Source organism: Paenibacillus sp. FSL R5-0713 (assembly GCF_037973325.1).
GTDB lineage: Bacteria > Bacillota > Bacilli > Paenibacillales > Paenibacillaceae > Paenibacillus.
On the sequence record NZ_CP150229.1, the window covers coordinates 5,806,274 to 5,832,227 of the forward strand.

At 45.9% G+C, this 25,954-nt stretch carries 26 protein-coding genes; 6 read left to right on the top strand and 20 right to left on the bottom strand.

The genetic code is table 11. The features are described 5' to 3' along the window. Nucleotides 1-11: 11 nt before the first annotated feature. The 3 genes from MKZ12_RS25865 to MKZ12_RS25875 all read right to left on the bottom strand — a co-directional run bounded on the left by MKZ12_RS25865 (nt 12) and on the right by MKZ12_RS25875 (nt 2,744). A complete protein-coding gene (locus tag MKZ12_RS25865) occupies nt 12-455 on the bottom strand; it encodes a FixH family protein (protein WP_339237878.1) in 444 nt (147 codons plus the stop codon). Between the two features lie 19 nt (nt 456-474). After that, nucleotides 475-924 carry a disulfide oxidoreductase gene (locus MKZ12_RS25870; protein WP_339237880.1) on the bottom strand — a complete coding sequence of 150 codons (450 nt, stop codon included), beginning with the start codon at nt 922-924 and terminating at the stop codon, nt 475-477. Between the two features lie 191 nt (nt 925-1,115). After that, complete coding sequence (locus tag MKZ12_RS25875) at nt 1,116-2,744, bottom strand: copper amine oxidase N-terminal domain-containing protein (protein ID WP_339237882.1); 1,629 nt, start codon at nt 2,742-2,744, stop codon at nt 1,116-1,118. Nucleotides 2,745-3,073: 329 nt separating this feature from the next. Here MKZ12_RS25875 and MKZ12_RS25880 point away from each other — a divergent pair, with 329 nt between their 5' ends. Continuing rightward, on the top strand, nt 3,074-3,280 hold the full coding sequence (locus MKZ12_RS25880) for a hypothetical protein (RefSeq protein ID WP_091019193.1): 207 nt from the start codon (nt 3,074-3,076) through the stop codon (nt 3,278-3,280). A gap of 11 nt (nt 3,281-3,291) precedes the next feature. Here the strand turns inward: MKZ12_RS25880 and MKZ12_RS25885 are convergent, their stop codons facing one another. Beyond that, nucleotides 3,292-4,167 carry a phosphotransferase gene (locus tag MKZ12_RS25885; RefSeq protein ID WP_339257488.1) on the bottom strand — a complete coding sequence of 292 codons (876 nt, stop codon included), beginning with the start codon at nt 4,165-4,167 and terminating at the stop codon, nt 3,292-3,294. Between the two features lie 190 nt (nt 4,168-4,357). Between MKZ12_RS25885 and MKZ12_RS25890 the strand changes: the two genes are divergently transcribed. After that, complete coding sequence (locus MKZ12_RS25890) at nt 4,358-5,467, top strand: hypothetical protein (protein WP_339257490.1); 1,110 nt, start codon at nt 4,358-4,360, stop codon at nt 5,465-5,467. 136 nt (nt 5,468-5,603) lie between these two features. Here the strand turns inward: MKZ12_RS25890 and MKZ12_RS25895 are convergent, their stop codons facing one another. The 3 genes from MKZ12_RS25895 to MKZ12_RS25905 all read right to left on the bottom strand — a co-directional run bounded on the left by MKZ12_RS25895 (nt 5,604) and on the right by MKZ12_RS25905 (nt 8,853). Next, on the bottom strand, nt 5,604-5,993 hold the full coding sequence (locus MKZ12_RS25895) for a hypothetical protein (RefSeq protein ID WP_339257492.1): 390 nt from the start codon (nt 5,991-5,993) through the stop codon (nt 5,604-5,606). Between the two features lie 2 nt (nt 5,994-5,995). Beyond that, the gene (locus MKZ12_RS25900) at nt 5,996-7,048 is read right to left on the bottom strand and encodes a hypothetical protein (protein WP_339257494.1); all 1,053 of its coding nucleotides are present in this window, start codon (nt 7,046-7,048) and stop codon (nt 5,996-5,998) included. 89 nt (nt 7,049-7,137) lie between these two features. Further along, on the bottom strand, nt 7,138-8,853 hold the full coding sequence (locus MKZ12_RS25905; RefSeq protein ID WP_339257496.1) for a DUF6138 family protein: 1,716 nt from the start codon (nt 8,851-8,853) through the stop codon (nt 7,138-7,140). A gap of 331 nt (nt 8,854-9,184) precedes the next feature. Between MKZ12_RS25905 and MKZ12_RS25910 the strand changes: the two genes are divergently transcribed. Then, entirely contained in the window at nt 9,185-9,427 is a 243-nt protein-coding gene (locus MKZ12_RS25910) for a hypothetical protein (RefSeq protein ID WP_339237895.1), read from the top strand. 67 nt (nt 9,428-9,494) lie between these two features. Here the strand turns inward: MKZ12_RS25910 and MKZ12_RS25915 are convergent, their stop codons facing one another. The 3 genes from MKZ12_RS25915 to MKZ12_RS25925 all read right to left on the bottom strand — a co-directional run bounded on the left by MKZ12_RS25915 (nt 9,495) and on the right by MKZ12_RS25925 (nt 14,595). Beyond that, nucleotides 9,495-11,147, bottom strand: coding sequence for an extracellular solute-binding protein (locus tag MKZ12_RS25915; protein ID WP_339257498.1), 1,653 nt, complete (start codon nt 11,145-11,147; stop codon nt 9,495-9,497). A gap of 120 nt (nt 11,148-11,267) precedes the next feature. Then, complete coding sequence (locus MKZ12_RS25920; RefSeq protein ID WP_339257500.1) at nt 11,268-12,860, bottom strand: response regulator; 1,593 nt, start codon at nt 12,858-12,860, stop codon at nt 11,268-11,270. Next, complete coding sequence (locus MKZ12_RS25925; RefSeq protein ID WP_339257502.1) at nt 12,835-14,595, bottom strand: histidine kinase; 1,761 nt, start codon at nt 14,593-14,595, stop codon at nt 12,835-12,837. The genes MKZ12_RS25920 and MKZ12_RS25925 overlap by 26 nt, the downstream gene beginning before the upstream one ends. A gap of 318 nt (nt 14,596-14,913) precedes the next feature. Between MKZ12_RS25925 and MKZ12_RS25930 the strand changes: the two genes are divergently transcribed. Together MKZ12_RS25930 and MKZ12_RS25935 are read left to right on the top strand one after the other, a co-directional pair. After that, complete coding sequence (locus MKZ12_RS25930; RefSeq protein WP_124118238.1) at nt 14,914-15,834, top strand: ABC transporter permease subunit; 921 nt, start codon at nt 14,914-14,916, stop codon at nt 15,832-15,834. A 34-nt stretch (nt 15,835-15,868) separates the two neighbouring features. Next, a complete protein-coding gene (locus tag MKZ12_RS25935) occupies nt 15,869-16,747 on the top strand; it encodes a carbohydrate ABC transporter permease (RefSeq protein ID WP_017692164.1) in 879 nt (292 codons plus the stop codon). Nucleotides 16,748-16,811: 64 nt separating this feature from the next. Here the strand turns inward: MKZ12_RS25935 and MKZ12_RS25940 are convergent, their stop codons facing one another. From MKZ12_RS25940 to MKZ12_RS25965, 6 genes are all read right to left on the bottom strand, one after another. After that, nucleotides 16,812-17,000: an aspartyl-phosphate phosphatase Spo0E family protein gene (locus tag MKZ12_RS25940; RefSeq protein WP_339257504.1), complete on the bottom strand. Its 189-nt coding sequence runs from the start codon at nt 16,998-17,000 to the stop codon at nt 16,812-16,814. 249 nt (nt 17,001-17,249) lie between these two features. Then, nucleotides 17,250-18,272: a hypothetical protein gene (locus MKZ12_RS25945; RefSeq protein WP_339257506.1), complete on the bottom strand. Its 1,023-nt coding sequence runs from the start codon at nt 18,270-18,272 to the stop codon at nt 17,250-17,252. 24 nt (nt 18,273-18,296) lie between these two features. Next, a complete protein-coding gene (locus MKZ12_RS25950; protein WP_253441057.1) occupies nt 18,297-19,295 on the bottom strand; it encodes a C39 family peptidase in 999 nt (332 codons plus the stop codon). A gap of 97 nt (nt 19,296-19,392) precedes the next feature. Beyond that, nucleotides 19,393-20,292 carry a WYL domain-containing protein gene (locus tag MKZ12_RS25955; protein WP_339257509.1) on the bottom strand — a complete coding sequence of 300 codons (900 nt, stop codon included), beginning with the start codon at nt 20,290-20,292 and terminating at the stop codon, nt 19,393-19,395. Nucleotides 20,293-20,375: 83 nt separating this feature from the next. Continuing rightward, complete coding sequence (locus tag MKZ12_RS25960; protein ID WP_076253532.1) at nt 20,376-20,564, bottom strand: hypothetical protein; 189 nt, start codon at nt 20,562-20,564, stop codon at nt 20,376-20,378. A 143-nt stretch (nt 20,565-20,707) separates the two neighbouring features. Continuing rightward, nucleotides 20,708-21,031 carry a helix-turn-helix transcriptional regulator gene (locus MKZ12_RS25965; protein WP_339257510.1) on the bottom strand — a complete coding sequence of 108 codons (324 nt, stop codon included), beginning with the start codon at nt 21,029-21,031 and terminating at the stop codon, nt 20,708-20,710. A 205-nt stretch (nt 21,032-21,236) separates the two neighbouring features. On the opposite strand from MKZ12_RS25965, the gene MKZ12_RS25970 reads away from it, so the two are divergent. Next, a complete protein-coding gene (locus tag MKZ12_RS25970) occupies nt 21,237-22,607 on the top strand; it encodes an MFS transporter (RefSeq protein WP_339257512.1) in 1,371 nt (456 codons plus the stop codon). Between the two features lie 120 nt (nt 22,608-22,727). Here the strand turns inward: MKZ12_RS25970 and MKZ12_RS25975 are convergent, their stop codons facing one another. The 4 genes from MKZ12_RS25975 to MKZ12_RS25990 all read right to left on the bottom strand — a co-directional run bounded on the left by MKZ12_RS25975 (nt 22,728) and on the right by MKZ12_RS25990 (nt 25,939). Continuing rightward, complete coding sequence (locus tag MKZ12_RS25975) at nt 22,728-23,012, bottom strand: hypothetical protein (protein WP_339257514.1); 285 nt, start codon at nt 23,010-23,012, stop codon at nt 22,728-22,730. 40 nt (nt 23,013-23,052) lie between these two features. After that, entirely contained in the window at nt 23,053-23,919 is an 867-nt protein-coding gene (locus MKZ12_RS25980) for a hypothetical protein (protein WP_339257516.1), read from the bottom strand. A 952-nt stretch (nt 23,920-24,871) separates the two neighbouring features. Next, on the bottom strand, nt 24,872-25,318 hold the full coding sequence (locus MKZ12_RS25985) for a nuclear transport factor 2 family protein (protein WP_339257518.1): 447 nt from the start codon (nt 25,316-25,318) through the stop codon (nt 24,872-24,874). A 210-nt stretch (nt 25,319-25,528) separates the two neighbouring features. After that, entirely contained in the window at nt 25,529-25,939 is a 411-nt protein-coding gene (locus MKZ12_RS25990) for an Rrf2 family transcriptional regulator (protein WP_091019160.1), read from the bottom strand. Nucleotides 25,940-25,954 lie beyond the last annotated feature (15 nt).

Here is a 25,954-nt window from a genome sequence, read left to right on the forward strand (position 1 = left end):
CGCCCGCTGCTTCATTCCGCCACAATTCTTGCTCTCGGCATGCTATGCATTGCTCCGTGCGTAACATGGACCTGTACCACATACGTACCTGGTTCTTCAAAGGTATGCTGGATTTCATACAGCCCTTCCTCTGTCTCATTGGCAGTAATAGCCCCTTGATTCTCCAGTTCTTCAGCTGTCATCATACCTTGCTCCGGAGATACAGAAGGCGGATCATCAAGCTCATTCCAGATCTGGAATTGCACATTGTCGGCATGACTTAACGGTGCATCTCCCTGTGTAAGCTTCACCTGCAACCGTGTTGGTTTATGAAGAGTAGCCTTCTCCGGAACGTCAAGTTTCACCCGAACCATCTCTGGCATCTCCCCGGAAGCAGCCTGTTCCTCATAGGAGCAGCCAGCGACCAAAAACATTAGCACCAAAAAGGGCATGAACCAACGAGCTTGTACGCTCATCACCATCTATCCTTTCTTATCAAGAAGATTTGGGTGTTTTGCCGATACCCCACAGCATCACAATGATGATAATAAAGGCGATCAGTGCCAGTAGTGGAATGGTGATGAAACCAAACCAGTTCAGATAGTCGGTATAACATGGAACCTTGCCACACGCTACGGCATTACCTGTAGCCGAAAAAATACGCTGGATCGTTACATGATATAACGAAATGCCGCCACCGACGAAACTAAGTGGGAGTACGTATTTCGTGATGCCCACGTCATCCTTAAAGTAGGCAATGCCCAGCAAGATGGTTAGTGGATACATGAATATACGCTGATACCAACACAGATCACATGGAAGATAGCCCTTGATCTCACTAAAATAGAGACTCCCCCCTGTTGCAATAACCGATACCGCCCAAGCAACAAATAACCGGGTATCCACATTTTTCGCTGGACGCTCCGATTTTGATGATGTACTCATTCCTCTGTCCCCCTCTTCATTTTGCTTATGCCAAATTATCATACCTCATTCTGGACTTCATCGGCTATTCCAGCTGTTATGTAGGTCATTCTCGATGATTATACCAAATATTTGAACTTATGGGTGAAACCAAAAAAAGCTGCCGTATGGGGCAGCTTTTTTTGGTTGATTCTGTTATAAAAAACGTTGTATTACATGGATTTAGTCAGTGTAATAGAACCATCTTTTTGTGCCCATTTTACATCCCAGTTCAGAAGTTCAGCAATGAAACGCAGAGGTACTTGCGTACGTCCATCTTTGTTTACGAATACCGTTGCACCCACGTTTTTCTTCACGCCGTTCACTTCCATAACGTTGTTGTTCACCCAGAATTCAAGGGTATCATCGCCAGCCATTACCGTTACTTGTTGTGCTTTTTTGTCCCATTTCACTGTTGCGCCAATACCTTCACTCAAGAAACGCAATGGAATGTATGTTGTGTTTTTCCAAAGCACTGGTGTGGTGTCCATGTTGGTTGTTTTGTCGTTAATTTTCAGCATTTTGCTGTTCAGTTGCATCCACACCGTTGTCATTTCTGGCGCTGGTGCAGGTGTTGCTGGCTCTTGGAATTTGTCGTTAAATTGAGTCACAATTGCGTTACCCAAGGCTTGACCTACACCAAACATCACTTTGAAGCCTTCACGATTGGTTGTATAAGAAGCATCATAATTGCCTGCTGCATATTGATTCAATACGTTTTGCACTTGATTTTCATGTGTTGTCAGCGCTTGTTGTCCTGCTGCTTTTGGCAGATTACCAGCTGTTGCGGAATCCAGGAATGCTGCGAATTCTGTTGTAAATCCGTCAATACGTTTCTCTACTGCTGCACGAGCCGCAGCATCGTTGTTTTTCACAGCTTTTACATAATCGCTTTGCGCATTAACGTGATTGGTTACCCAAATTTTCTCGAAAGCATTGGCACCATCGTTACCGTAAACGGAAGCAATCGCTGCTTTGAAGTCAGCTGTGTTTCCAGCTTCAGCTGTAATCAGTGCGTTGGAAGCGGCTGTACGTCCATCATATTCCTCTTGCATTTGCAGAGCCGAAAGCGCAAAGTGCTCGGAAGCCAAATGGTTGAGTGCAGATCTCAGATCAGCTGCTTTTGTATCTGCTTTGCTATTTTCGAATTTCTCAGGCATTTGTGTAGTAATTGCTGTGGAAAGTGCCTTACTTACGTCGAACATTTCTTTGAACCCTTCACGGTAAGCCTTGTATGCATCAGCGTAATCTCCAGCTACATACTCATCAAATACTTTTTGCACGAGATCTTCATGTACTTGCAGAGCTTGTTTGGCTGCTGCTTTTGGCAATTTACCTTCGGTAGCTGTGCTCAGGAACGTGGAGAACTCATCCACGAAACCGTTGATGTTTGCCTGTGCTTGTTTGATGCCAGCCTGGTTGCCCATTTTGGTTGCTTTCACCAAATCATCGGTGTATTTGTTATGAGCACGGAAGATACGTTCGAATTCTTTGGCACCTGCCTCACCATATAGGGAAGCGATTGCTGGCTGCATATCCAGTGCATTCTGGTCGAGTGCTTTGTAGGCTGCATCTGCATCTTTTGCTCCGTCATATGCTTTGGCCATTGCCGTTACTGCGAGTGCAAAGTGTTCGGACAGCAGGTGGTCCAGGTTTGCTCTCAAGTCAGCCGCAGGTGTATTCACGGAAGCTTTCATCATTGTCATTGGTGTCTGTGGAGCGGATGCTGCTCCAGCGATCCCCGGCATCAACAGTGTCAAGCTAAGTACAGGTGCGATAAACTTCTTCATCTTCATTTTCATTACGTGTTCACTCCTCGATTATGTTTTGTGTATAATTTCTTTCCTCGTCGTCGTCTTCATAGGGTGTAACGCAGGGTTTTCTATTCTGGATCACTCTGTGGGCAAAAAAAATTACAGCCTTCAGTGAAGAAAGCTGTAGATGCCTGATGTATCAAGGTTTTTTTGAATTAAAAAAAACTAAAATTATAGTGATCTTTCCGTTCCAAGACTACCTACATACTGTAAGACAGATACTTTATTTCCCTATATTTCTCAATTAAAGCTTACATCAAAGGTTATCCTGAAGTACAATGAAGACATATCAACTTATTCGCGAAGGAGGTCCATTCATGACCTGGTTGCCTTATGTTTTAATTGTCGGTATCGCCTTGTTTGGGGGTATTGCTACCCTGATTATCGGTAATTCCAAAGCCAATCAGACCAGCAACCCCGAATATGATCGACGCACAAAGCAAAACCTCAGTAAACTTTCCTATGTATACGTTGGTGCGATTGTACTTGGTTTTGGCGGACTAGTCCTCTATCTCTTCAACTAAAATGTTTCGATTCAGCAAAGAATACGTTCAAACATGCCTAGCAGCTTACGTTTTCGTTCTACATATCCAATGGTTGAGGGGCCATCTCCCCTCTCCCTTATTACTGCCAAAAATCCTCGTAACATCCATATTTGTAACTGTTCGTAAAGCTGCCTCCTGTTAAAATTAGCATTCTCCTGCACATAGCCCTCTTCAAAGTCAGCCATAATCTTTCCAAGTTCTTGCCTATGTGTTGACGCGGGAATTGTAGAAGTTAGTACTGCTGCCAGATCGAAATGATGATCGTCCATTCTTACTTCACCGAAATCAATAATGTAGATAGACTCTTTTGTAAACAACAAATTCCACATGCCCAGATCCCCATGAACGACTGAGTGGTTCGTCTTGCGAAATTCCAGACACTCCTCTGTAAGCTGGGCTAACGTACGAACTTGTTCAGATGACGAAGCTAACACTACATTGGAAACCTCACCCCATAATTGAGATAAATCGAAACGATCTTCCATACCAGCAACCTTAAGATGATTCGTCGTACGATGAAAAAGACCGATCACCTGACCTAACCGAACAAAGTCAATGTCACTTTGGGAACGCGGAAGCAAATCCTCTATGTAGATCTGCAAATTATAAAACTCATTATTATATGTAATATACGGAATCTTGTATTTTGTCTGTATCATGGATGGTGAAATGTTTACCGATGCCAATGCCTGAAGCATTTCATACTCAATCCACGCCTGTTGTTCGTTCCTCAGTTTACGTAACACGAACTTACCTTGTGTAGACTCGATTAACATCGCTTTAGAACTATTACCGTGTTCTATGGCATTAAATCCTACAATATTCCCAATATCATAATGAACTACCACGTAATGAAAAATTGTCATGCCTTCACCTCGTTTCCTGATCCTAAGCGATCTATTCAACAGACAGATGCTAGTCTCCTGTCTCTACACACATGTTTACAAGTTGGAGATAATTCAGAATTATTCTGGATATGTTCGGGGTTTAATATAAAGCCATAAGGGACAGCGAGCCCATTAAATTAAACCAAACCCCAACTTGAAGGAGAGATATATGATGAAAAAGAACATGAAGAAATCCGTAGCAACGATGATGGTACTGGGCATGACATTAACAGGAGCAACGGGCGTATTTGCCGGAACGCAGCTGGAGAAGATCTCGGCATACCTTAACCATGGAATCAGCTTCAATGTAGATGGCGCGGCTTACTCACCAACCGATGGCAATGGCAAAAAACTGGCTCCAATTACCTATAACAACTCTACTTATCTGCCTGTACGTGCGCTTGCCGATGCGCTGCATGTGCCTGTATCCTATGACGGCAAAAAAGGTCAGGTCATTATCGGCCAAGCCACGAGCAATCCTTCGGCCTTGACGAATGTAACGTATAGCGCAGCACAAAAAGAGGCAATTCAAAAGGCTTTTGCACAATTCGATGGGTTCGAGACAGCTTATGCTCCTCAGCAGATGATTGCAGGTGACACGTTTAAAAGTGTAGGGGCAGGTGGCGACGGCGTCAGCTTTGTTTTCAACCATATGAAAGTGGATGTATCTCCAAGAGATTATTCGGACGGTTATACGAGCAAAGACGTGAAACTGTCCAATGGCGTTATCGCCAAATGGTACACACCAGACCAAACGGGCATGCTCACGTTCCAACTGGATGATCGCTACGTTACCCTTAGCTCGCCGGATCATAAATTGAGTCAAGCTCAGTTGCAACAAGTCGCTGTCTCTGTTCAAAAATCTAACAGCAACAATGATCAAGGGATCACTGCATTCGCAGATGTGAACTACAGCAAGCAACAATTGGATAACATTCGCAAAGCATTTGCGAAATTTGACGGGTTTACAACAGCTTATGCCCCACAACATATGGTTGCCGGAGACACGTTCAAAAGCGTAGGTGCAGGCGGCGATGGTGTAAACTTTGTTTTTAATCGCATGAATGTTACGGTATCTCCTAAAGACTACTCGTTCAGCTATGATGGCAAAACGGTTAAACTGCCTAATGGCGTATCCGCCAAATGGTATACACCAGACCAAACGGATATGCTCACGTTCAAGCTGGATGATCGTTATGTAACCCTCAGCTCACCGAATAACCAATTGACTCACACTCAACTGGAGCAGATGGCGGTATCCGTACAAAAAGTGAAATAATTGATGCGCGATCCTTAGATCGAAATAGGAAATATAAACACACATCATTTTGGTCCCACTCTATGAGCTGGGGCTGATTTGATGTGTATTTTATCCTTGCCCTTTATGTGTCGCAATGTATGTGAGGAAATATCTTTTAAACATCGTGCTCTCCTTTCTCCAAATGCTTTCTCCCTAGTCTCCAATTCATGAACATATTGATATCTTCGATGGCGTCTAGGATAGTTCCCCTAAATGCACTATTCTCCCTAAGTTCCTTCAGCACAACAGGCTTTACTAGCCGTTTTTCTAATTTTCCTTTGGTACGTGCCGTATGAGCCAAACCCATGACTGCACTGGCTCTGACATTGGCATTCGGATGATCTGCCACCCGAAGACATATATTCTGTGCGACCCTCCAGTCCTGATGAAACATGCCAACGGATAAGGGCAGATATAATAACTCTTCCAACAACTGCCGCTCCATGATGATCTGAATTTCCTCATCCGTATATGGAGCAACAGCTTGATAGATACGTTTCATCATAATTAAAGTACCAACTCCGTTAAACGAACAACCCTGCGATACACCATCGCATCCATCAAATCCTCCCAGTCGAATTCACTGGCATTAACGTCTCGATAATAGACCGCAGCAGCAGGCAAGAAACCAACCAGAGGCCCTGTACCACCACATATCAGACTCCCGCCGTCTCCGCCTTTGGGCATCACATCCCCAGCCGAATCGAGCGTAAGCTCATATTTGTAGGGATCACCAGCAAACTTTATGCCAAAGAAATTCGGCAGTTCCAGATCATAAGCACGATCATCCTTTTCTTCAACTCGTGAAGAGGCCGTCTCTGCCGATCCATCCACAGTTTCATCCATGCCTTCCACACTTCCAAAATGCCTCAATCTCATCGTATAGTCGAAGCTGTCTCCCCAAGGGAATAACGTGCGACAACCGCCACCATAGATATACTCCCATTCGTCTTCAGTCAGCAGACCAAAGCCCGCCGCTGCTTCCTCTCTCACGACGTCTTCCAGTTCTATTCCCTCGTTGAACCACAGGATTCGCACTTCATCTTCACTTTGGCGAATCAGACGGAATTGTTGATGCAATTCATATTCACGGATCTCCGACTGTTTAAACTGCTCCAGTGCTGCCGGAAAATCAGAATCTTCCTGCGCGAAGGCTTCCTCCTCGGACACTTCAATCCAGCCCAGCGAAATGGTCTCACATTCCACAAGCATGGGCGCAATGTTAACCGTTCTGACAGGTGACATCTGACTCGCCAGAAACGAATCCACGTCCTCTACACCATACTCACTGACCGTTTCATGTAGGTCGCCTGAGGTTTCTTCGTTCATACCATGCTGCCAACGATCCCAGCCGAGGGTTATGCGGTTCCCAGGCACAAATACAAACCTCTCCTCTTCATGCGTAAACACACCTGTCTGGATTCGCTGACCGAAACGTTCAAATGTCTCGAGACCCTCATATACCATACCTTCCGGTAACTGATGAATCAGCTTACGCATCCAAGCCTCTTTGTCCTGGGCATTCAACTCCTGCCACATGTCTCGACTCAAAGCTTCCACAACTTCCCCCGCCTCTCCTAATGCACTTTCAATTCGCTAAAATGCTCCACTGTCTGGCCCAGTACAATCTTCCTTGCCCTGTTACATTTTTATTTGCCTGCGGCCTGCAACAGTTTCAGCAATAATTCCTTCCGTCTTCCTTCCGCTTTGCGAGCGAGCGTTGTGAGCTTCTCCACCTTGCCGAAGATTGGGTAAAGTACACGTTCCACTTCGTAATGCTCAAGTCCTTGAATCTGCCTAACCAACCGTTCGAGTATTTCATCATTCTCCAGCTCAGGCTGAATCTTCAGCTTCAGACTATCCGTTGAACGACGCAAGCTGGCGACTAACGCAGGTATGGACTGAGCCGTTACACCCTGTTGTTCCACAAATGCCGCAATGAACTTATCCTGAATTAACTGATGCTCATCATCCACTTCGCCCATGTAATATTCAATCAGCGGGAAATACCGCTCATCCACAAGACCCAGTCCAAAGGTTGCATAACTGCCTGGCATACCATTTTTCTCTCCCTCGGTATCCTCGTAAAACTCAAACTCCTGGATAGCCTCACGCGCATACTCTTCTAGGAGTGGATGTAGCTCCGGGTACTCCAATGCATTGGCAAAGAATCGGTGCGTATCCGACTTGGCGAGTCCTTTGATCGGCAAATACTGTTTTACACTGGACTTGAGCTTGATCTTATAACTTTTTGGAAAGCCCTGCTTCAACAAATGAGTGATAAAGGTAAGTGCCTGCTGATAGGCACCCGGCTCTTCCTTCCGAATGTGAATGGTCATCAGAGCGAATACATCATTTGCTTTGCATTCCACTTCTTCCGTTTTCACATGAATATCCTCTTTCGCATACGTCCCGCTGCCTTCCGTCATCATCAGTGCTGCACGTCTGCTGCCGAGTTGCTTCGCGAGTTCCAGGTAAGTCTGACCTTCGGCTTTGCTATAATTCGGCTCAAATCGTAGAATCATCACCGCCGCGTATAACAGTAGATCTATCGGTTGAGTCCCGGCTACTTGCGCCTTCTGCTTCTTATCCGACGATTGGTCTGCCTGTGATTCAACATCCCATTCCAACGTCGCTCCTGGCTTAAGCGAATAGTCATTGGTACGATATGCAGAAGACTGCACATCATAATACTGTGGCAAGAACTGACTCTCCGCCCATGCCTTCAACGCACGAGTAATATCACCCCGATGTTCGGCAAGCGCCTTCGGACGACCCTGATTCAACTCTTGAATCCGGTCATACTGCCTGAGAATCCATGCCACATCCAGTTCAGGAAACAGTTTAGGGTCAAGCAGATGACGCGTCAAAAAAAAGGATTCTAACGGCTTTGTTGGATATGCACCATTCTCCAGCTTCTGATCAATGTATGTATGAATACGCTCAAGCAACTGCTGCTTTTTCTCTTCATTGATATATTCCAGCAAAGTCAGTTGCAGCTTTCCTTCTGTTGTAGGGAATTTACCACGGAAGGTAAATCGATAGTCAATCAACGGGGAATCGGCCAGCTTGTCCAGTCTTCCCTGAACAACCTCTACTAGCCTAGGTCCAATCTCGTTACGAACCTGTTCCTCGGTAAAGGCTCCTGCCTGCTTCGATTTCAGACCATCATCCAAACCCAGATCTACACTGTCTACTGTAGTCCGTCCAGGTCTATAATCCAGCAAAATATCATTGAAAATGCCCATTTGCAGCGTAGTTCGCTTCACAACACTTTCCAAGTCATCCCGCTGTTCCTGTTCATCAAACCATTCATGAATTGTCGTCATCATCTCTTCCATTGCCTGGTCATAAAGTGTACTCATCGAATCTCCTGCCTTCCCATGCATCTAATGATGTTCATCAACCAAACTTGAACCTCTATGAATCCCGGACCAATCCGGGGCATCTCTGTTATAAATACGTATTGATGTTCGTATACTACCTATTATTTTACTCTCTCAAGTACATGGGGAACAATAAGGCAGCAGGGGGAGAAAAGGTGGTGAAAGATAACCATAAGTGGTATTTAAGACATGCCCTAGTCAAAGAGATCTACGGATGCCTTTCACATCTATGTAGGCTCTCGGTATGCCCTCGCTATCATCATGCCCACGTTGTATAATCATGATATTCCTTTTCAGGAGGTCAGACGAAATGAGCTACAGCAAATACTTCCCTTTGGAAAACTATTTGAATCAGGTTGCAATCACCCTTACATATGCAGAGCTTGAGGAAATTCTCGGATTTAAGTTACCCCCGACAGCCTATAATCGCGAGCAATGGTGGGTGAATAATGCCATGAATCATACACAGGCGCTATCCTGGTTAAATGCCGGATGGAAGGTGGATAATGTGATTTTAGGCAAAAACGTTACCTTTGTCCGCTGCGAGTCATAATATATCTGAGACATACCAAAAAGCAGGTTAGACTGATGAATTCATCAGTTCTAACCTGCTTTGAATATTAATTAACTGTCTTATACCACTCATTCACTTCGGCGGTAATATCATCGCCGCCCATGGATTTCCACTTCGTCACAAACGCATCAAATTCCTCAATGCCCACCTGGCCATAGATGATCTTGCTGAACGTATCCTTCTCCAGCTTGTCGATTGCGTCCTTCTTCATTTTCATCGTCTCGGTTGGAGCCCCCGTGAATTTGTTCTTGATCGCATTATCTTTATTCGCAACGACCACTTCAGCGGCCGCAAATACTTCAGGTTTGTTGGCAATCTTCGTATTTTTCTCAAAAGGAGTCTCTGGCTCTTTGCCCTTCGCAAGTTCCGCCAGCGTATCCATCATCAGATTCGGAATTCGGGCACCATCATACGTAATCGTATATTTGAGTGGTGATACGCCATCCTTCACTTCAGCTTCACCAACGACTTTGCCATCCACGATGTCATAGTCATATCCTTGCGCGAAGCCATGCTCGAACTCGCTGCCTACTTCCGGGTTGGCAAAATTGTCGAACAGATAATTCTGATATGTGAAGAAAATCTCCGGGTTCGCCATGTCTTTGTTAATCAACACAACGCCATTGCTTGCACCAGATCCATGTTGGTGGCTCTCACCTGTTGGCCCAGTAGGTAATGCAATGGCTTTGTACGTGGCACCATCCACATTTTTCTTCACATCATCAATCGGCCAATTTGGCATCCAGTGTGGTCCAACGATAATGCCTGCTTTACCTGCGGTAAACAGTTCTGCTGCCTTGATCTCGTCATACACGCCAGCTTCTTTGGGCAGGTAACCTTTGGACAACCAATCCTTCATTGTCGCGAGGCCTTCCTTCACGCCTGGCTGAATGGAACCATATTGCAGTGTTCCGTCTCCAGCATCATTCCACTGTCCAGGCATCGTGTTGTACATGCCGAAGATCCAGCCGGATTCCGTCATCCAGGTATTCAGCGCATTTTTCATGCCCACCGTCAGACCATACGTATCTTTCTTACCGTTCCCATCCGGGTCCTGATTCGTAAAAGCATCCATGACCGTAACCAGCTCATCGATCGTTTTCGGCTCATCCAGTCCCAGCTTCTTCAGCCAGTCTTCCCGGATAAACATGACCGAATCACCATTGTAGGCATAATCGAAGATTGGAATGCCGTAACGCTCGCCCTCATACATGTACGGATACCATTCTTCCGGTGCCGATTCGGATGCCTGTTTCCATGTGTCCGAAGCATACTTGTCAAACAACTCGCCTGCATTCGCAAATTTGCCGGACTCAATTAATTCCCGCACCAGATTGTAGTCTCCCCGAATGGAGACAATATCCGGCAACTCTTCGTTAGCGGAAAGGGACAAGCGCAATTTCGTGTAAAATGCGTCATTCGTTACCGATACAGCCCACGGTGTGGTCAGATCGATGCCGAGTCGTTCCTTGGCCCATTTCGTATGCACATTGTTCTGTGCGGTTTCCCCATTCTTGAATTTCGTATCATCATTCCAGGCTCGCAGATAACTCATCTGTACCGCAGGTTCATACTTCCCGTCTTGCAGAGCAAGTGGTGCAGCAGCTTCCTTGGCCGGTTCTTCCTTGGCCCCCGAACTACATGCCGTTACAGCAACCATCGTTATTGCGAGTAATGCCGTCATCATTTTTCTATACATGAACTAACCCCTCCTCAGGTAACTTGGATACCCTTATGTGCCAAATGCACCTTACATGAAAAGGATAGTGCAGCCGGGGAGGCAAACATATATCACAATTTCAATGTTCATATCGATTTGTTAACCGTTCCGAAAATCCTGCGGGGTCAGTCCATAATGTTTGCGGAACACCTGAATGAAATAAGGCGTGTTGTTGTACCCCACTTCCTGACCGACTTCATAGATCTTCATCGCCGTATGCTTAAGCAAATGAACCGCACGTTCCATTCTGGAACGGATAATGTAATCACTAATGCCTTCGCCTGTGGATTGTTTGTACATTTTGGACAGATATACCGGGTGCAGATGCACCTCTCCGGCAATGACCTGCAACGACAGATCCTCGCCCAGATGATGATCAATCCATTGCTGCACCTGCCGAATCAGCGTTGATCCGGCATCCTGACCCGCATCGCTGGTGCTCTCAGCCCACTGCTGCATCACAGACCGAGTCCACGTTTCCAGACTACGCAGTGAGATGCCATAGCCATCCTTGAGCAACTGCTGGTACTGCTCGCCAAGCACTTCGGCTAACTGCCTTCCTTCCCGATGAGCCATATAGGAGAAGGCCGCCGCCAGATAATGAAAAGCCACATACACATGTTCCGGGAACACACTGTTCGACAGTTCAGCAAAGATCTGATCAATCTTGCGGTGTGCATCCTCCATGCGCCCCGCTTCCAGCAGCGCCGTCAGACCTGGCGGTTCATACAGCGCCGCAAGTGACTTCAACGTGGCTCCATTGGTTCCCGCTGCCGGATTCAGATGTAATCCTTTGCCCGCATCGGCTTGCTTGCGAAGTGCACTGACGGCTTGATGATATAGCTGAGGCACCTGATCTGGAAAACGTCCCATACGACTAACGGACAGGGAAATGGTCGCATTCAGATACTGCCTCACACTGTGAAGCAACCGTTCTCCAAGTCGGCCCATTAGCATTTCCGGTTCGGCTTGGGTTTGTTTGGGACTGGCCATAAAGACCAGATCATCATAGGCGTCATCCGTATGACAGAGGTGATAGGTACTGCCGTAGATCTCTTCCACTACATTGGAGATGGCGTACTTCATCAGTCGAAATGCTCTATGTGTGGGTTGATGGTCATCATACCGGATGAGCAGCAGTTGCATTTTATCCTGTGGCCGGAACCCGATCTCCAATTGCCTCAGCTTGCCTTCGAGTTCAGCATCCGCAAATTTATGTCCTAACAGTACATCCTTCATCAGTTCCGCACGCTTCTCGGGCAGATGCTCCCTTACCGAATACATGGCCCGCTGATGCAGCATTTGTTTCTCACCTTCCAGGCGAATCTGCACGGCGGCCTGCTGCACGGATTCGATCAGTTCCTCATCCCGGACCGGTTTGAGCAAGTAACTGACTGTCCCATGTTTGAGCGCCTGCTTCGCATAATCGAAGGAAGCATGCCCCGATAAAATAATACATTTGGTCTGTTCCCACTTTTGCCGAATGTGACTGACCAGATCCAGACCCGACATACCCGGCATGCGGATATCCGTGATAATAATATGGATCTGATGTGTTGCCATATGTTCCAGTGCCTCTTTGACTGAATAAGCTTTGAATACCTGACCAATCCCGTGTTCTCTCCAGGGTATGGAGACAGCGATTGACTCTACTGCGGAATGTTCATCATCCACGACCATCAGATTCATCATGCGGTTGTTCCTCCTCAAACCATCGAATTTCTACACTAAGTCCACCGTAGGGAATCGCTCCAAAATGAAGACCAGACGACAGCCCATAACGCGTAACGAGACGCTGGTGCACATTCCACGTGCCTGTTCCAATCTCCTCACCCATCGGTTCATTGATCTCCCGTTCCAATTCCGCAATCTCTTCCGCTGTCAGCGTGACACCGTCATTGTCTACAAACAGGCTATATCTTGTATATTTCCGCCCCTCAATATGTTCGGGTACCGCCATCCCCGTTACGACGACATGCCCACTGCCCTCCATCGGCTCAATGCCGTGGATCACCGCATTTTCTACGATGGGTTGAATGAGCAGCCGCGGAATATGGAGCTGCATCAAGTGCTGCGGTACGGCAATCTCGTAGGTCAGCCGATTGGTCCGCATCTGCTGGATGGACAGATAATGGTCTAATAGCCGGATCTCTTCCTCCACTGTCGTCATGTCATTCTCGCCCCGCGTAATGTAGCGATAGTAATCTCCCAGACTTAGCGACATGGCAATCACCGCTTCCCGGTTGCCAAGCTGGGTCATATTTTTGATATAAAACAGGCAGTTGTACAGGAAATGGGGATTGATCTGTGATTGCAGATGTTTCAGTGTGGCTTCCCGTGACCGGATACGTTCCTCATATACTTTCTCGATCAATTCCTGAATCTGCTCCGCCATATGGTTGAAGCTCTGGGTCAGGTACGCGAATTCATCACGGGAGTGATCGACTGGAATCCGCGTGGACAACTGGCCTTTGCGAATCTGTTGCAGCCCTCTCATCAAGCGATGAATGGGCACCTGAACTTTTCGATACAAAAGTAATGCAGCACCGATACTCAGCACGAGCAATAACAGAATGGAGATAATAAACATATTTCGGCTCTTATCCATCGGGTTCAGCAGATCATCCAATACCACCGGGTTCACGTACACTGCTTGCAGTTGTTTGGAGTGCACGTAACTGACCAGATACTGTTTGTCGCCCACCTCCAGCTGATGATTACCTTCCCTCTCCGGTCCGTTAAAGGGGATATCTCGCATGATCGCTTCGACCAGTTCGGGGTCTGCCGTACGGTTCAGCAACGGATCGTTACCTGGTACGAGCAAGAAAGGATCTCCGCCCTGCGTTTCTTTAAAATCATCCAACATGGCAACCACGTTCATCGGGTCAAAATCAATCTCCATCACCGTTCGCACGCCTGCGTTCACCGGTTTTTCATTCCACTCGTAGTTATCCGTGAAAAAGTAGGTGAAACTCCCCTTCTCCAGCTGCCATTGGCCAGGTTGCGGGAACGTCAACATTTTCTCATCGTAGACCGTCCGGCTGGACATGGTAGATAACACAAGTTCCGCTTGTGGCAGCACAATGGTAATATCGTTCTTCCAACGGCTGGTGGACTGGTACAACGATAATTTGTCGAGAATATCCAGATAGATGCTGTTTTTCTCATATTGGCTGGTTGAGTCCGTCATGTAGCGGTAATGCAGAATACTCGGATCTCGCAGCAACGTCAGGCCATACAGCGAAAGCTGCTCGATATTTTTATCTACCTGAGAACTGAAATAATTGAACTGGTTCAGACTCGATTGCTGTTTCTCTTCGACGACCATATCCACATTTGCTTGGTTCGCGTACGTATAGAGCAGCAGAATGGGCACAAGCAGGCAGATTAAGAGAATGACCGTCTTCGCAAATACTGTGAATTTCATCGTTTCACCCTGTCCCTGAATTTGAAGTCCTTCTATACCGAAGTCCTATTTTATATTGAAAACCCTTACATTTCTAGTTGATTTTATATTCGCACGCTTTCCTGCAACTTGTAATCCCCTGTTTCCATTAACAAGTTAATATTTCAACATCCGCATTGAAATGTTGTTCTATAGTCCGCCCTTTTCCGTTGCTATAATTCAGTTGCTCCACTCTGTGCAGAGGCTTGCTCGCCTCATGTTTCCAGGGTTGGACGAGATAAAGGAGGGACCCTGATGGCTATCGAACAACCGTTAACAACCCATACGCCGGTACGAAAAATGACACCCCATCCACGCAAACGTACCCGCTGGAATTTCAAACGCACGTGGCCGCTGCATCTGATGCTGCTGCCTGCTGTACTGCTCACATTGCTGTTCGCCTATGTGCCCATGGGCGGCATTATTATTGCTTTTCAGGATTTCAAACCGTGGCTGGGGTTCACTGGCTCCAAATGGGTGGGCTGGGACAACTTCCGGTTCATGTTCGAATATCCCGACAGCGTTCAGGTCATCTGGAACACGGTACTGATCGCTTCAATGAAAATTGTGGCCGGACTTATCGCCCCTGTTGTATTTGCCATTTTACTGAATGAGGTTCGGAACTCCACGTTCAAACGTTTCTCACAGACCTTGGTGTATCTGCCCCATTTCCTATCCTGGGTAGTCCTGGGCGGCATTCTGCTCGATATGTTATCACCGGAAGGTGGACTGGTAAACCAGGTGCTGGCGGCGGCTGGTGTTGAACCAATTTTCTTTCTGGGGGATGGCGACTGGTTCCGTGTAACGGTGGTGGTCAGTGATGTATGGAAGGAATTTGGATTCGGCACGATTGTATTTCTGGCAGCACTTGCAGGCATTAATCCCGCATTGTATGAGGCTTCTGAGGTAGATGGAGCAACGCGGCTCAGACAGACATTACATATTACCCTGCCTGCACTTGTGCCGATGATTATCGTGGTAGGTACGTTATCACTGGGCAATATCCTGAATGCAGGTTTTGACCAGATCTTTAACCTGTACAATCCGCTGGTGTATGAGAAAGGCGATATTATTGATACCTTTGTCTACCGGATGGGGATTCTGAATGGCAAAATGAGCTTTGCGACCGCTGTTGGACTATTCAAATCATTTGTCGCGATGTTCCTGGTCATCTCCGCGTACCGAATGGCGTACAAAATCGCCAATTATCGTATTTTCTAAAAGGGTTAGCATAATGCATTAAGGGGGAATCAAGGTGTATCATAAAACAACCGGGTACCGTATATTCAATGGTTTTAACCTGATATTCATCGCGGCCGTCTCGATCCTGTGCATCCTGCCGCTGGTCCATATTCTGGCCGTTTCCTTCAGTGGTAAGGCGGCAGCATCCGCCAATCTGGTAACACTTTGGCCGATTGATTTTACGGTGGACGCGTACACCAAAACATTTGGTAACAGTAACTTTCTCAGTGCACTCTGGATCTCAGTCCAGCGTACGGTTCTGGGCACACTGCTCAGTATGACACTTGTCTTCCTGACGGCTTATCCATTATCCAAGGAAAGTCTGCACTTCAAGGGGCGCTCGTTATATGCATGGTTTTTCATCTTCACGATGCTGTTCAGCGGGGGATTGATTCCGTCCTATATTTTGATTCAGAAGCTTGGACTGATTAATACGATGTGGGCTCTCATTTTGCCGGGAGCGGTCGCTGTTTGGAACCTGATTCTGATGATGAACTTTTTCCGCAACGTACCGAAAGAACTGGAAGAAGCTGCATTCATCGATGGGGCCAATCATATCACGACCCTGTTCAAAATCTATCTGCCAGTCTCCATGCCCGCGATTGCGACGATCTCTTTATTCACCATGGTAGGTCAGTGGAATTCCTGGTTCGACGGGCTGATCTATATGAATGATGCTTCCAAATATCCACTCGCCACGTTAATGCAGACCATAATCGTACAGCAGGATTTCTCCAACATGAACGTGGATGCAACGCAGCTCCAGAACATGTCTCAGCGTACGGTGAATGCGGCTCAGATCTTTATTGGCGCTCTGCCGATTCTGCTTGTGTATCCGTTCTTGCAGCGTTTCTTCGTAAAGGGAATTGTGCTCGGGGCGGTAAAAGAGTAAGGCAAACACACGGAATCCCGTCATGGGATTCTTCTCCGTTGTATAAGTGCACTCTATAAGCTCATTATTTCAGTTGTTTTGAGATTTTTCTGCCGCGAATAGCGTTGTTATATTCATTAATTAATTCATCCAGCACCATGGATTGGCGAATAACCTCCGGATGCCACAGTTCCGCATATTGATCAGCAATCTGGTAGAGCCTTTGCCGTGCATGTTCGATACATTCCTGAATGGTTTCCGGATTATGTACCATACTCCCGCCCCCTGTTATCCTTGAATATCATCATCCAAAAAAGACCATCTAATATAATATTCGGAACAATAGGGGGTTTGGATTACCCCAAAATTAAAATTTTGGTTATTTTTTCTTGTAAAATTTATTATGGCGGGGTTCACATGAACTGATGTTACACATCTGTTCAAATCAAATAAACCGGATCGGCTGTCGCCTCTCCGGTTTTATTCAGCTGCGCTTTTCAATATGTTAGCTATCATGCTTCATTCATCTTAAACCTACGTCATCAAAGCGATTGTGTATCGTCTCTGGAAAGGCACGTTTAATGGCATCAATGGCACGTTGTTCGGTCACTCCTGCCTCTCGGATAAGCTCAATCACGTTCTGCACACATTTCGGTTCCTTCGTATTCCATGAGATCGAATCATTAACTACATCAACAATCCGCGAATACAGTTCTGCGAGCAATGCATACTCATGCATGACATGAACCATCCGATCTGATAGGTACGCCAGCCCTGCAACATAAGAGGCAATGTCCAGTCTTGATCTGGCATAATAGCGCAGTACAGTCGCCGCTTGTTCTGTATCATATGCTCCAGCCTGCAAAGTAGCAGCCATAACCGTATACGCAGCCGCTCCACAGGCATAATCCTGGGAGGGCAGCATGTAGTCATGGGTTTCCCATTTGTATACGGCCTGAATTAATGATTCCTTGCAAACTTCCCATAGATCCACAGATTCATGAGATTCCAGCACCTGATAGTACCAGTATGGCGTACTGTTCCTGCCAAATGAATCATAAGAAAGACGAATGATTTCATTGCCTTTACTTTCACAGATGAATAGCACCTGCTCCGCATCATCATATCCGGCTGCAATGACAAATTGATCATGCCAGAGAATCGCACCTACGCCCCGGTCAATGGACGCCTTGATGTCCAGCACGGCCTGCTTCTGATAGAGCGGAAAAGTCGGTTCAAATGAAAATCCACCATGTTGTCCCGTTGTTACGCCAAGAAAATCAGCCGCCACAAAGTTCTCTGCCATCCAGTTGTATGCCGAGATTGATTCTGCGGTCAGACGCCGATCCACCACTAATCGGAATGCACTTGCCGTCATACCTGCAATCATGTGGCGAGGGAAATCCATCCACTGTGTGTGCAATAAAATACGGTACATCGCATCTGTATACGAACCCACACTATTCCATGATAGGTGTGCATCAGCAGAGGTTGGGGCTTGCGGGAAGCGGATCCAGTCCTGCAATACTACTTTTGTCGCCATCATCCTTCACTCCCTTCCTCTCTCATCCTATCGTGCTGAATGTGCTCCCCACCGTGGTATAGTAGACCTTTTACGGTCAGGATACTTCCTGGATATCAATCGAAAATAATCAATAGCCTGCTCTTCCAGTGCTTTCGCCTTCACTAGTAACTGTGCTAGATCTTCTGTGATATCTGGTCTCAAGACACGTCTATTCTCCTGCTGAACCATATATCCTTTCATTTGGTCAATTAACGTCCCAAGCTGTTCATAACATGTATAAGCCTGATCCAGTTCGTTCCATATCCCTCGAACATCCTGCAGATACATTCTTATTTCGGTTCGCGAATGGCAGAAGGATTCCAAAATATAACCCGCACCCGACTCATCAAAATCCCCACTCCGTAAAGCCAGCACCCACTCATCATATGCCTTTCTACCTGAAGCAATATTCTGATCAGGTAACAGACGATAGGGAATATCCCAATCCTCTATCGCCAGTCGCAGGGATTCCAGCAGCATCTGTTGTTCAGAAATGCGGACCTGACCACCAAATACCTGACAATACCAAAATCCGGTAAAGTTTAAACCGAAATTGTCATACAACAAAATCTGCGGTTCCTTGCTCCATCCGTCTTGCACATAAAAGATGCGGTCACGGTCATCATATCCAGAAATAACACCGAACTCAGGAATCCAGTAGATCACACCAGTACCTTCATCAATACTGCGTCTCACCCAATTCACTGCATCCTGCTGGTAATAACCAAACGTGGAATGACGTGTACGTCCCCCATCCCAGATCGTGAATATCCCCAGGTTATCAACTCCGGGACGATGTGCTTCCCCCCATTGTCCATACGCTGTAACCGACATGGGAAGTAGCCGGCGATGTACTGCCAGCTTGAAAGCCATGCCTGTATATCCGGCAAGTACATATTTGGAACCTTGAAACTGGCCCGTATGGGTTAGTATCGCATGCAGACTATCCACGTATGATTTGGACTCCCGCTTCATGATGAGGTTATTTAACACGACTTCAGCCAAAGAAAAAGCTCCTCTCCATGGTGGTTTGCCTGATGTATTTACGAGAAACAGCAGCTTGCTCTGCACTGCTCGTTTGTTGCGTGTTTACAGACTCACTCTATGTTCCAAGCCTGTGGATCAACACTTCTGCGCTTTGCTGAAGCTTGCGTCTAAGCCACCCAGGAGACAAAAGCTCTTCCCATTCGCTAATAAACAAATGCTGCAAGAAAGCGTCCGTGTCATAAAATTCAACCGAATAAATCCGATCGTGGCTTGCCCGAATACGATACCCCTGCCACATCTCCATTTGCTGCACTTCCTTCAAACGAATCTCAGCTACAAACGGTTTTCGCACAGGCAATGATTCTTCCCATCCACCTAGCAAGGCGTCTGATCTATACTCAAATCTCTCATCCGATATTGATACATGGACAACACCCTCCAATCGAATGGCCACTTGCTGTACTGGGTCTGCTTCATAACCCACCACGTAATCGGCGTTAAACTGGGATATCATCTTTAATGGGCACAAGGAAAACTGCCGTTCTCCATCATGATCCCTGTAATGAATATGTACTCTGCGCAAGTCAGTTATGGCATGGGACAATAATTCAAAGAATTGCAGTTGCTTCGGTTGCGCCGAAAACACCGGAAGCTCGCTACTTCCCATCTGTTGTTCCTCCAACGTAAAACGCTCCAGCAAATGTGCTACACGTTTCACCGCGTCTGCTTGATCATAATCGTAATGTCGATATCGATGCGCCAGATATTTCAACACACGTTGCTCTTCTTCTGTCATATACAAATGGGGCAATCGAAAAGTCTGATCCTCATAACAATAGCCCCGATATTTTGCCATATACACCAAAGGGGCTCGCAAGGAACTTGCCATATATTCAATATCACGCTGAGCCTGACGACGGGAGATTTCAAATTCACGGGCAAGCCAGCTGCTATTCGGAAAACGTCCACCCCGAATCTGTTCGTCAAACCAGTGAATCCGATGCATATTACTCATCTTCCCGCCCCCGATCTTTTCCGATCCTATTTCACTTATTATATCAAAAGACATGGCCTGTTCCGAAGAACAGGCCTGATATGTCAGACGTGTGCCTTATCCACTCTGGATTGCACTGCTTTGGAGCATTTCTTGCATACTTTCAGACTTGTACCGTCTGTTTTTGTTTGCGTATATAACAACTTTATTCGGGTACTGCTACATACCGGGCATGTTCCCCGGCCCCTGGAAGGAAGACTCCACAAGACGCGTCCTCTTTTGGTTTTTGCCAATGGTTGTGAACCTCTTTTCAATATGGTTTGTGTGTTCACCGTTATTATATAGGGCATGGTACGACACAGAATGTCGCATCAGTTTTAAAGGTGTTTCAGAAAATAAAAAATGTCCCCTCTTCGACCTGAAGAAAGGACAACATTTAGGAAATATCTGTGCTCGACTGAGCTGCGGCCTGCAATAATGGTTGCAGGAGTCCTGGAAAGCGCATTTCCAAATCATCGGACCGCAGGGTGAGAAAATGCTGGGTGCCTTGCACTCTGACCCGAATAACTCCGGCTTCCCGCAGAGTTCGAATGTGGTGTGACATCGTTGACTTCACAACAGGTGCATGAAAATGGCTGCACGGCTGCTCCCCGCTTCTGGCTGCTTCCGCAACAATCCCAAGGCGAGTCGGGTCACTCAGCGCATACAGTACGGAGGAAAGTTCAATATCTGACACCTGTGGATGATGTAAAATTTTCATACGGTAGTCTCCTTTTTTCAGACTATGCATTGTATTCTAACACAGATCCATGATATATTTCTAATGTTCGACACCAATCGAACTTTAATGATTTCGTTATGAAACCCCTGCTGTTAGGCACGGGATTGACATCATACTACATTTTGCAAATGTTACACACCGTTTCTGAAATGTTGCGAAATACACATCACTTTAGGAGGTTTTTATGAACAACACCGCAACCGCATCATCAGGGGAACGGACCGGAATACAGGAAGGATTAATTGTAGGCTTGCTTGGCTTCACCGTTGTACTCGTTGTTATGAATACAATGATGTTTAATCTGGCGCTGCCCAAAATTGCAGCCGAATTCATGCTTACTTCCGTCGCTTCCTCATGGATTGTTACAGGGTATTCCATTGTATTTGCCATCTCCTCGATTACGTTCTCACGTCTATCGGATTTCATACCCATTCGTACATTATTCACAACCGGGCTTACGTTACTTGGTGCAGCATCCGTTCTCGGGTTCTTCAGTAATCATTTCATCATTTTGCTTATTGCACGTCTGATTCAGGCTGCGGGTGCTGCTTCTGTTCCGGGTCTCGCCATTGTACTGATTACACGATACATTCCCAATGATCGCCGGGGTAAATCGATGGCTGTCATCATGTCCGCCAGTTCACTGGGGCTTGGACTTGGTCCCGTCATTGGGGGAAGTATTACTCAATTTCTGGGATGGCATGATCTATTTATCGTTACGGGACTAACGTTATTCTTGATTCCTGTATTCTTTAAACTACTTCCGCGGGAAACCCCGCAAAAAGGTTCATTCGACCTGCTGGGTGCCGTGCTTCTTGCGATCGGTACTACCGGTGTATTGTTATTCCTGACTTCACGTCAGTGGTTCACGCTTGTTATCGGTGCAGCGGCACTGCTTCTGTTCTGGCTCCGAATTCGGCGCGCGGCAGATCCATTTGTTCAGCCTGCTTTGTTCAAAAACAAAAAATATATGATGCTCAGCTCGCTGGGGATTGTATCGTATATCAATAACTTCTCAACGCTGTTCCTGCTGCCGCAAATTTTGGCGCATCTATATGGACTGACCCCTGCTCAATCCGGACTTGTCATCTTCCCGGGCGCAGTCGTGTCCATGCTGTTGTCCAATCGAATCGGTCGAATGATTGACCGCCACGGCAATACGTTGCTGCTGAAGTTTGCACCATGGTTGCTACTGGCCGCAGCCGGATTGTTCGCCTTATTTGCAGACAATAACATCTACGCCATTATGGCTGTGTATGTCCTGCTCAGCGTTGGTTTCTCATCCCTGACCACCAGCGTGTCCAATGAATTGTCTGGTAACCTGACCATGGATCAGGTGGGCGCAGGTATGGGACTGTTCCAACTCAGTCAGTTCTTCAGCGGTGCTTTCAGCGTTGCAGTTACTGGTGTAGCATTAACAGCTATGCAGAACTTGCCACTCTCCTCGGCGTACACCAATATTTTCTGGGGTATGACCGTAGTTGCACTGGCATCCGTTATTTTCTCTCAGGTGTATCTTAGAATGCAGTCACGGAAAAATAAAAATTTTGTGTAAACGATCCTCTTCAGGATCGTTTACATTCCGGTACTATTGTATTAGAAAAACAAGCTGTTCAAGTATTTCCAATAAAACAAAGGAAGCCAACTTTGTCATTGGCCTCCTTTGTTTTATTTTTTATGACTCTTTTAATTTACCATTGCTTGTGAGCAATAAAATGATGCTTCCCAATAAAGTTAAAATAAAGATGGTATATACAAGACGTGAAGTTTGCAACTCGTACATCGGGTTAAATCCGTTCACTGAATTAGATTGATCTACTAATGACCACAATGGCGCATATTTCACATCAAAAATCATATGTTCAGGACCATACACCAATTTGAATGGGACGAGAATTACACCAAACAAGATTAGTAAAACTCCATATGTAATAAGTATTCTTTTTTGAATCTTGTTCATATAAAATAATCTCCCTTCAAATCATTCAGTGGTTTAGAATTTAGGCACTTGGAGCACCCGTTGGAGGAGCAGGAGTTGTTGCAGAGCTATTTTTACTGCTATTTTCTCGAGACCAATATTCGTTAGATTTTGTTCTTAATTTTTTGTTGATTCCAGACACAGGTCCTTCAATGACTTGAACGATGCCACCTGTAGAATCAATATAATAATATGTTCCAGTCCAGTTTTCCTCAGTCCATTTAATATACGGTCTTGTCCCCCAAACTGTCCATCCCGGTACTGTAGCTCCCTGAGCTATTGTCGACTCTTGCGTAGCACTAAATGTAGCATTGAATCCCATTTTATTTTTTATCACATTAGCACCCGTGAAGCCGAGCGAAACACTTGTTGTAAGTTTTTTAGTATACGTCGCGGTTATGGGTACACTCGAACGGTAATTATCTTCTGTGATCCAAGTTGTGCTATAAGTGATCAAATCTTTTGAAGAAGTAATGGCAGGTTCCTTGGACCAGCCTTGCCCAACAATAGCAGACGGAGAGATATCCCCATTTTTAGTGTTAGAAATATTTTGAGATGTTGTGATGACTGCATTCTCAACAATTGTATCAATATCTCTTATACTGTCTCCATATTTTTGTGGATCAGAGTTAAAAAACTTTAATAAAGACTGTGCATATGCAGCTCTATTAGTAATCTCACCGGTTTCTTTGTCAACACCTCTAATCGGAATGGTTGTTACTTTTTCAGACATCAGTGTAGTTTGATCGAATATCTGAGACGACTCAATTATAGTCAAATCTTTTAATTGTTGTGCCTCATTTTCCACGTTTTGAGCACTTATACTTGCTACTTCAGATCCCAAAAGCAACGAACTAATCACTATAGAACTAATTAAAATCTTCTTCATTTGAACGCCATCTCCTTTATAATAGATTAAAATTTTATATGAAGCCCTATCCTCCCATCATTCCAAATATATTTACAATACATATAATCTATTCAATATAAAACTATATACCCCTTCTTTTTCCATAAATTCTTTTTAAAAAATACAGTGTCATCTAACCCATCTAGAGTAAAAGGCTGGGCAAAACCCAGCCCCTCCTCATCAAACCGTACGTGAGATTTTCCCTCATACGGCTTTCCGATGTTCGTCTTTCATGGGCATGCAGCATATTTACTTTGGCCTCATGACCTAGTTTCCCCTATGAGAGTTGTTGAGTGTTTTCTAGCGTGTCGTTAGCCATTTTGCCAGTCACAAACTCGTACCTCTTGGTGAAACGTGAACAAAGCAGGGCTCCTTCCCTCCCCAAAGTTATGTTGTCCTTGGGTTCTTCGGTACTATGAGCCCCTCGGACTCCCTTCCCACAGACGTTTCACTTCTTCTTTTGGACTTATAGAGCATCTCTTTATGGATTCCTAAAAAAAATTCGTGTGGGGGAAGGTCTCCCCAGTTCACTGTATGATCTTTCAAGCTATGCCGCTCCCTTTACGCCGGAAGGTTCTTCACTGCTGCTCCAAGTTCTGTACAGTTTCCTTGGCCTTCGTCTATTTTCTCGAGACTCGGCACCTTCTCTTCCCCCTTGCAGGACCTTTTTGACGACGCGACAGGATTCACTTCATGTTGCGGCCTGGCTTGTTGCTCGCCCTGTCTCTGACAGGTGTAGTTTTGTTGATGCGCTTTTACACACAGATTTCGCCATATGCAAGCAAGCCACCTAGCTAGCTACCAAGGTGGCTTGGCCCCTCCTTCGGTTGGACTTCCACCAACAAGATCATGTGTGCCTCTGGGAACGCAAAAAAATAAAAGAACCTGAAATTATTCAGGTTCTTTATAAATATCTTCAGATTTCTTTTGATCAAAATATATCCAGACGAAGACGTTTCAGACTTGTATGTTTGATGTACCATTGGCCGTCGATTTTGACAAAAGTTTCGTGGTAGTGCCCAAATCCGTGGAAGGATTTGTTCTCATTGCCCTCCGGGAACGTCACCCAATCTTCCATTGGGGAGATAACCTTCGCTTCATTCTCGGATACGAATTCAACTTCCGCGCTATGAACATGATGTACGGTTACGGCAACATCCACCAGATCACGGAATACTTGTACGATGGTGTCGCGACCGGTTAATACCGGAATTGGATTGCCTTCTGTGCTGAAATCAGCCACTGCATCGGGAGCAAACACATCACCCAAAGTGTCCCATTGTTTCGTATCAATATAGCGGCAATAACGCGCCTTGGTGTTCCGAATGTTTTCCAGCGCAAGCAATTGTTCCAGTCCTGTGATCGTTGATTGGCTCATGTGTTGTCCCTCCAGAGATGTAAAATGTGATATATGATTGGATCAAGTATGTATGCACCTATAGCTTCCTTATTGTACCATTCGACTTCTATTAGGCACAACGATACAAAAAAATCTTCCCTTACCTCTTGTGAGGTTGAGGAAAGATCTGGATATACCTATGGTAGACGAGTTAATCCCATCAATTCAAGCCTCACTTCCAGCCCCAAGCTACTGCTGTGCACTCCAACTTTTCATCTGGGAAGCGAGTTCTGACATTTTCTTATTGTTCAGGAAACTCTCCATCTCTTCTTCCGCCTGAACCATTACCTGCTGGATCAAACAGCCTGCGTTATGATTCTGGGAACATTCGAACAGGGATGCCTGACCTTCAATCGCATGAATGATCTCCAGGAAAGAAGGATCAGGATTTTTACGACTAAGCCGATAACCACCATTGGCACCGGATGTGGATTCGATCATACCCGCCTTAACCAATTTGGTCAATATTTTGGACAGGTAGGTTGGTGATACCTTCTGCAATTCTGCAAGTTGGTGAACACTAACCAGTTGTTCAGGGGCAGTGCTAACAAGATGAAGCATGGTATGCAAAGCATAATTTGTTGCTTTTGAATATTTCATGAGGGCACCTCATTA

What these genes read in the sequence shown, in the direction of transcription:
- MKZ12_RS25865 (WP_339237878.1), bottom strand. Translation starts at nt 455, where the DNA reads ATGAGCGTACAAGCTCGTTGGTTCATGCCCTTTTTGGTGCTAATGTTT.
- MKZ12_RS25870 (WP_339237880.1), bottom strand. Translation starts at nt 924, where the DNA reads ATGAGTACATCATCAAAATCGGAGCGTCCAGCGAAAAATGTGGATACC.
- MKZ12_RS25875 (WP_339237882.1), bottom strand. Translation starts at nt 2,744, where the DNA reads ATGAAAATGAAGATGAAGAAGTTTATCGCACCTGTACTTAGCTTGACA.
- MKZ12_RS25880 (WP_091019193.1), top strand. Translation starts at nt 3,074, where the DNA reads ATGACCTGGTTGCCTTATGTTTTAATTGTCGGTATCGCCTTGTTTGGG.
- MKZ12_RS25885 (WP_339257488.1), bottom strand. Translation starts at nt 4,167, where the DNA reads ATGACAATTTTTCATTACGTGGTAGTTCATTATGATATTGGGAATATT.
- MKZ12_RS25890 (WP_339257490.1), top strand. Translation starts at nt 4,358, where the DNA reads ATGATGAAAAAGAACATGAAGAAATCCGTAGCAACGATGATGGTACTG.
- MKZ12_RS25895 (WP_339257492.1), bottom strand. Translation starts at nt 5,993, where the DNA reads ATGATGAAACGTATCTATCAAGCTGTTGCTCCATATACGGATGAGGAA.
- MKZ12_RS25905 (WP_339257496.1), bottom strand. Translation starts at nt 8,853, where the DNA reads ATGAGTACACTTTATGACCAGGCAATGGAAGAGATGATGACGACAATT.
- MKZ12_RS25910 (WP_339237895.1), top strand. Translation starts at nt 9,185, where the DNA reads ATGAGCTACAGCAAATACTTCCCTTTGGAAAACTATTTGAATCAGGTT.
- MKZ12_RS25915 (WP_339257498.1), bottom strand. Translation starts at nt 11,147, where the DNA reads ATGTATAGAAAAATGATGACGGCATTACTCGCAATAACGATGGTTGCT.
- MKZ12_RS25920 (WP_339257500.1), bottom strand. Translation starts at nt 12,860, where the DNA reads ATGATGAATCTGATGGTCGTGGATGATGAACATTCCGCAGTAGAGTCA.
- MKZ12_RS25925 (WP_339257502.1), bottom strand. Translation starts at nt 14,595, where the DNA reads ATGAAATTCACAGTATTTGCGAAGACGGTCATTCTCTTAATCTGCCTG.
- MKZ12_RS25930 (WP_124118238.1), top strand. Translation starts at nt 14,914, where the DNA reads ATGACACCCCATCCACGCAAACGTACCCGCTGGAATTTCAAACGCACG.
- MKZ12_RS25940 (WP_339257504.1), bottom strand. Translation starts at nt 17,000, where the DNA reads ATGGTACATAATCCGGAAACCATTCAGGAATGTATCGAACATGCACGG.
- MKZ12_RS25945 (WP_339257506.1), bottom strand. Translation starts at nt 18,272, where the DNA reads ATGATGGCGACAAAAGTAGTATTGCAGGACTGGATCCGCTTCCCGCAA.
- MKZ12_RS25955 (WP_339257509.1), bottom strand. Translation starts at nt 20,292, where the DNA reads ATGAGTAATATGCATCGGATTCACTGGTTTGACGAACAGATTCGGGGT.
- MKZ12_RS25965 (WP_339257510.1), bottom strand. Translation starts at nt 21,031, where the DNA reads ATGAAAATTTTACATCATCCACAGGTGTCAGATATTGAACTTTCCTCC.
- MKZ12_RS25970 (WP_339257512.1), top strand. Translation starts at nt 21,237, where the DNA reads ATGAACAACACCGCAACCGCATCATCAGGGGAACGGACCGGAATACAG.
- MKZ12_RS25975 (WP_339257514.1), bottom strand. Translation starts at nt 23,012, where the DNA reads ATGAACAAGATTCAAAAAAGAATACTTATTACATATGGAGTTTTACTA.
- MKZ12_RS25980 (WP_339257516.1), bottom strand. Translation starts at nt 23,919, where the DNA reads ATGAAGAAGATTTTAATTAGTTCTATAGTGATTAGTTCGTTGCTTTTG.
- MKZ12_RS25985 (WP_339257518.1), bottom strand. Translation starts at nt 25,318, where the DNA reads ATGAGCCAATCAACGATCACAGGACTGGAACAATTGCTTGCGCTGGAA.
- MKZ12_RS25990 (WP_091019160.1), bottom strand. Translation starts at nt 25,939, where the DNA reads ATGAAATATTCAAAAGCAACAAATTATGCTTTGCATACCATGCTTCAT.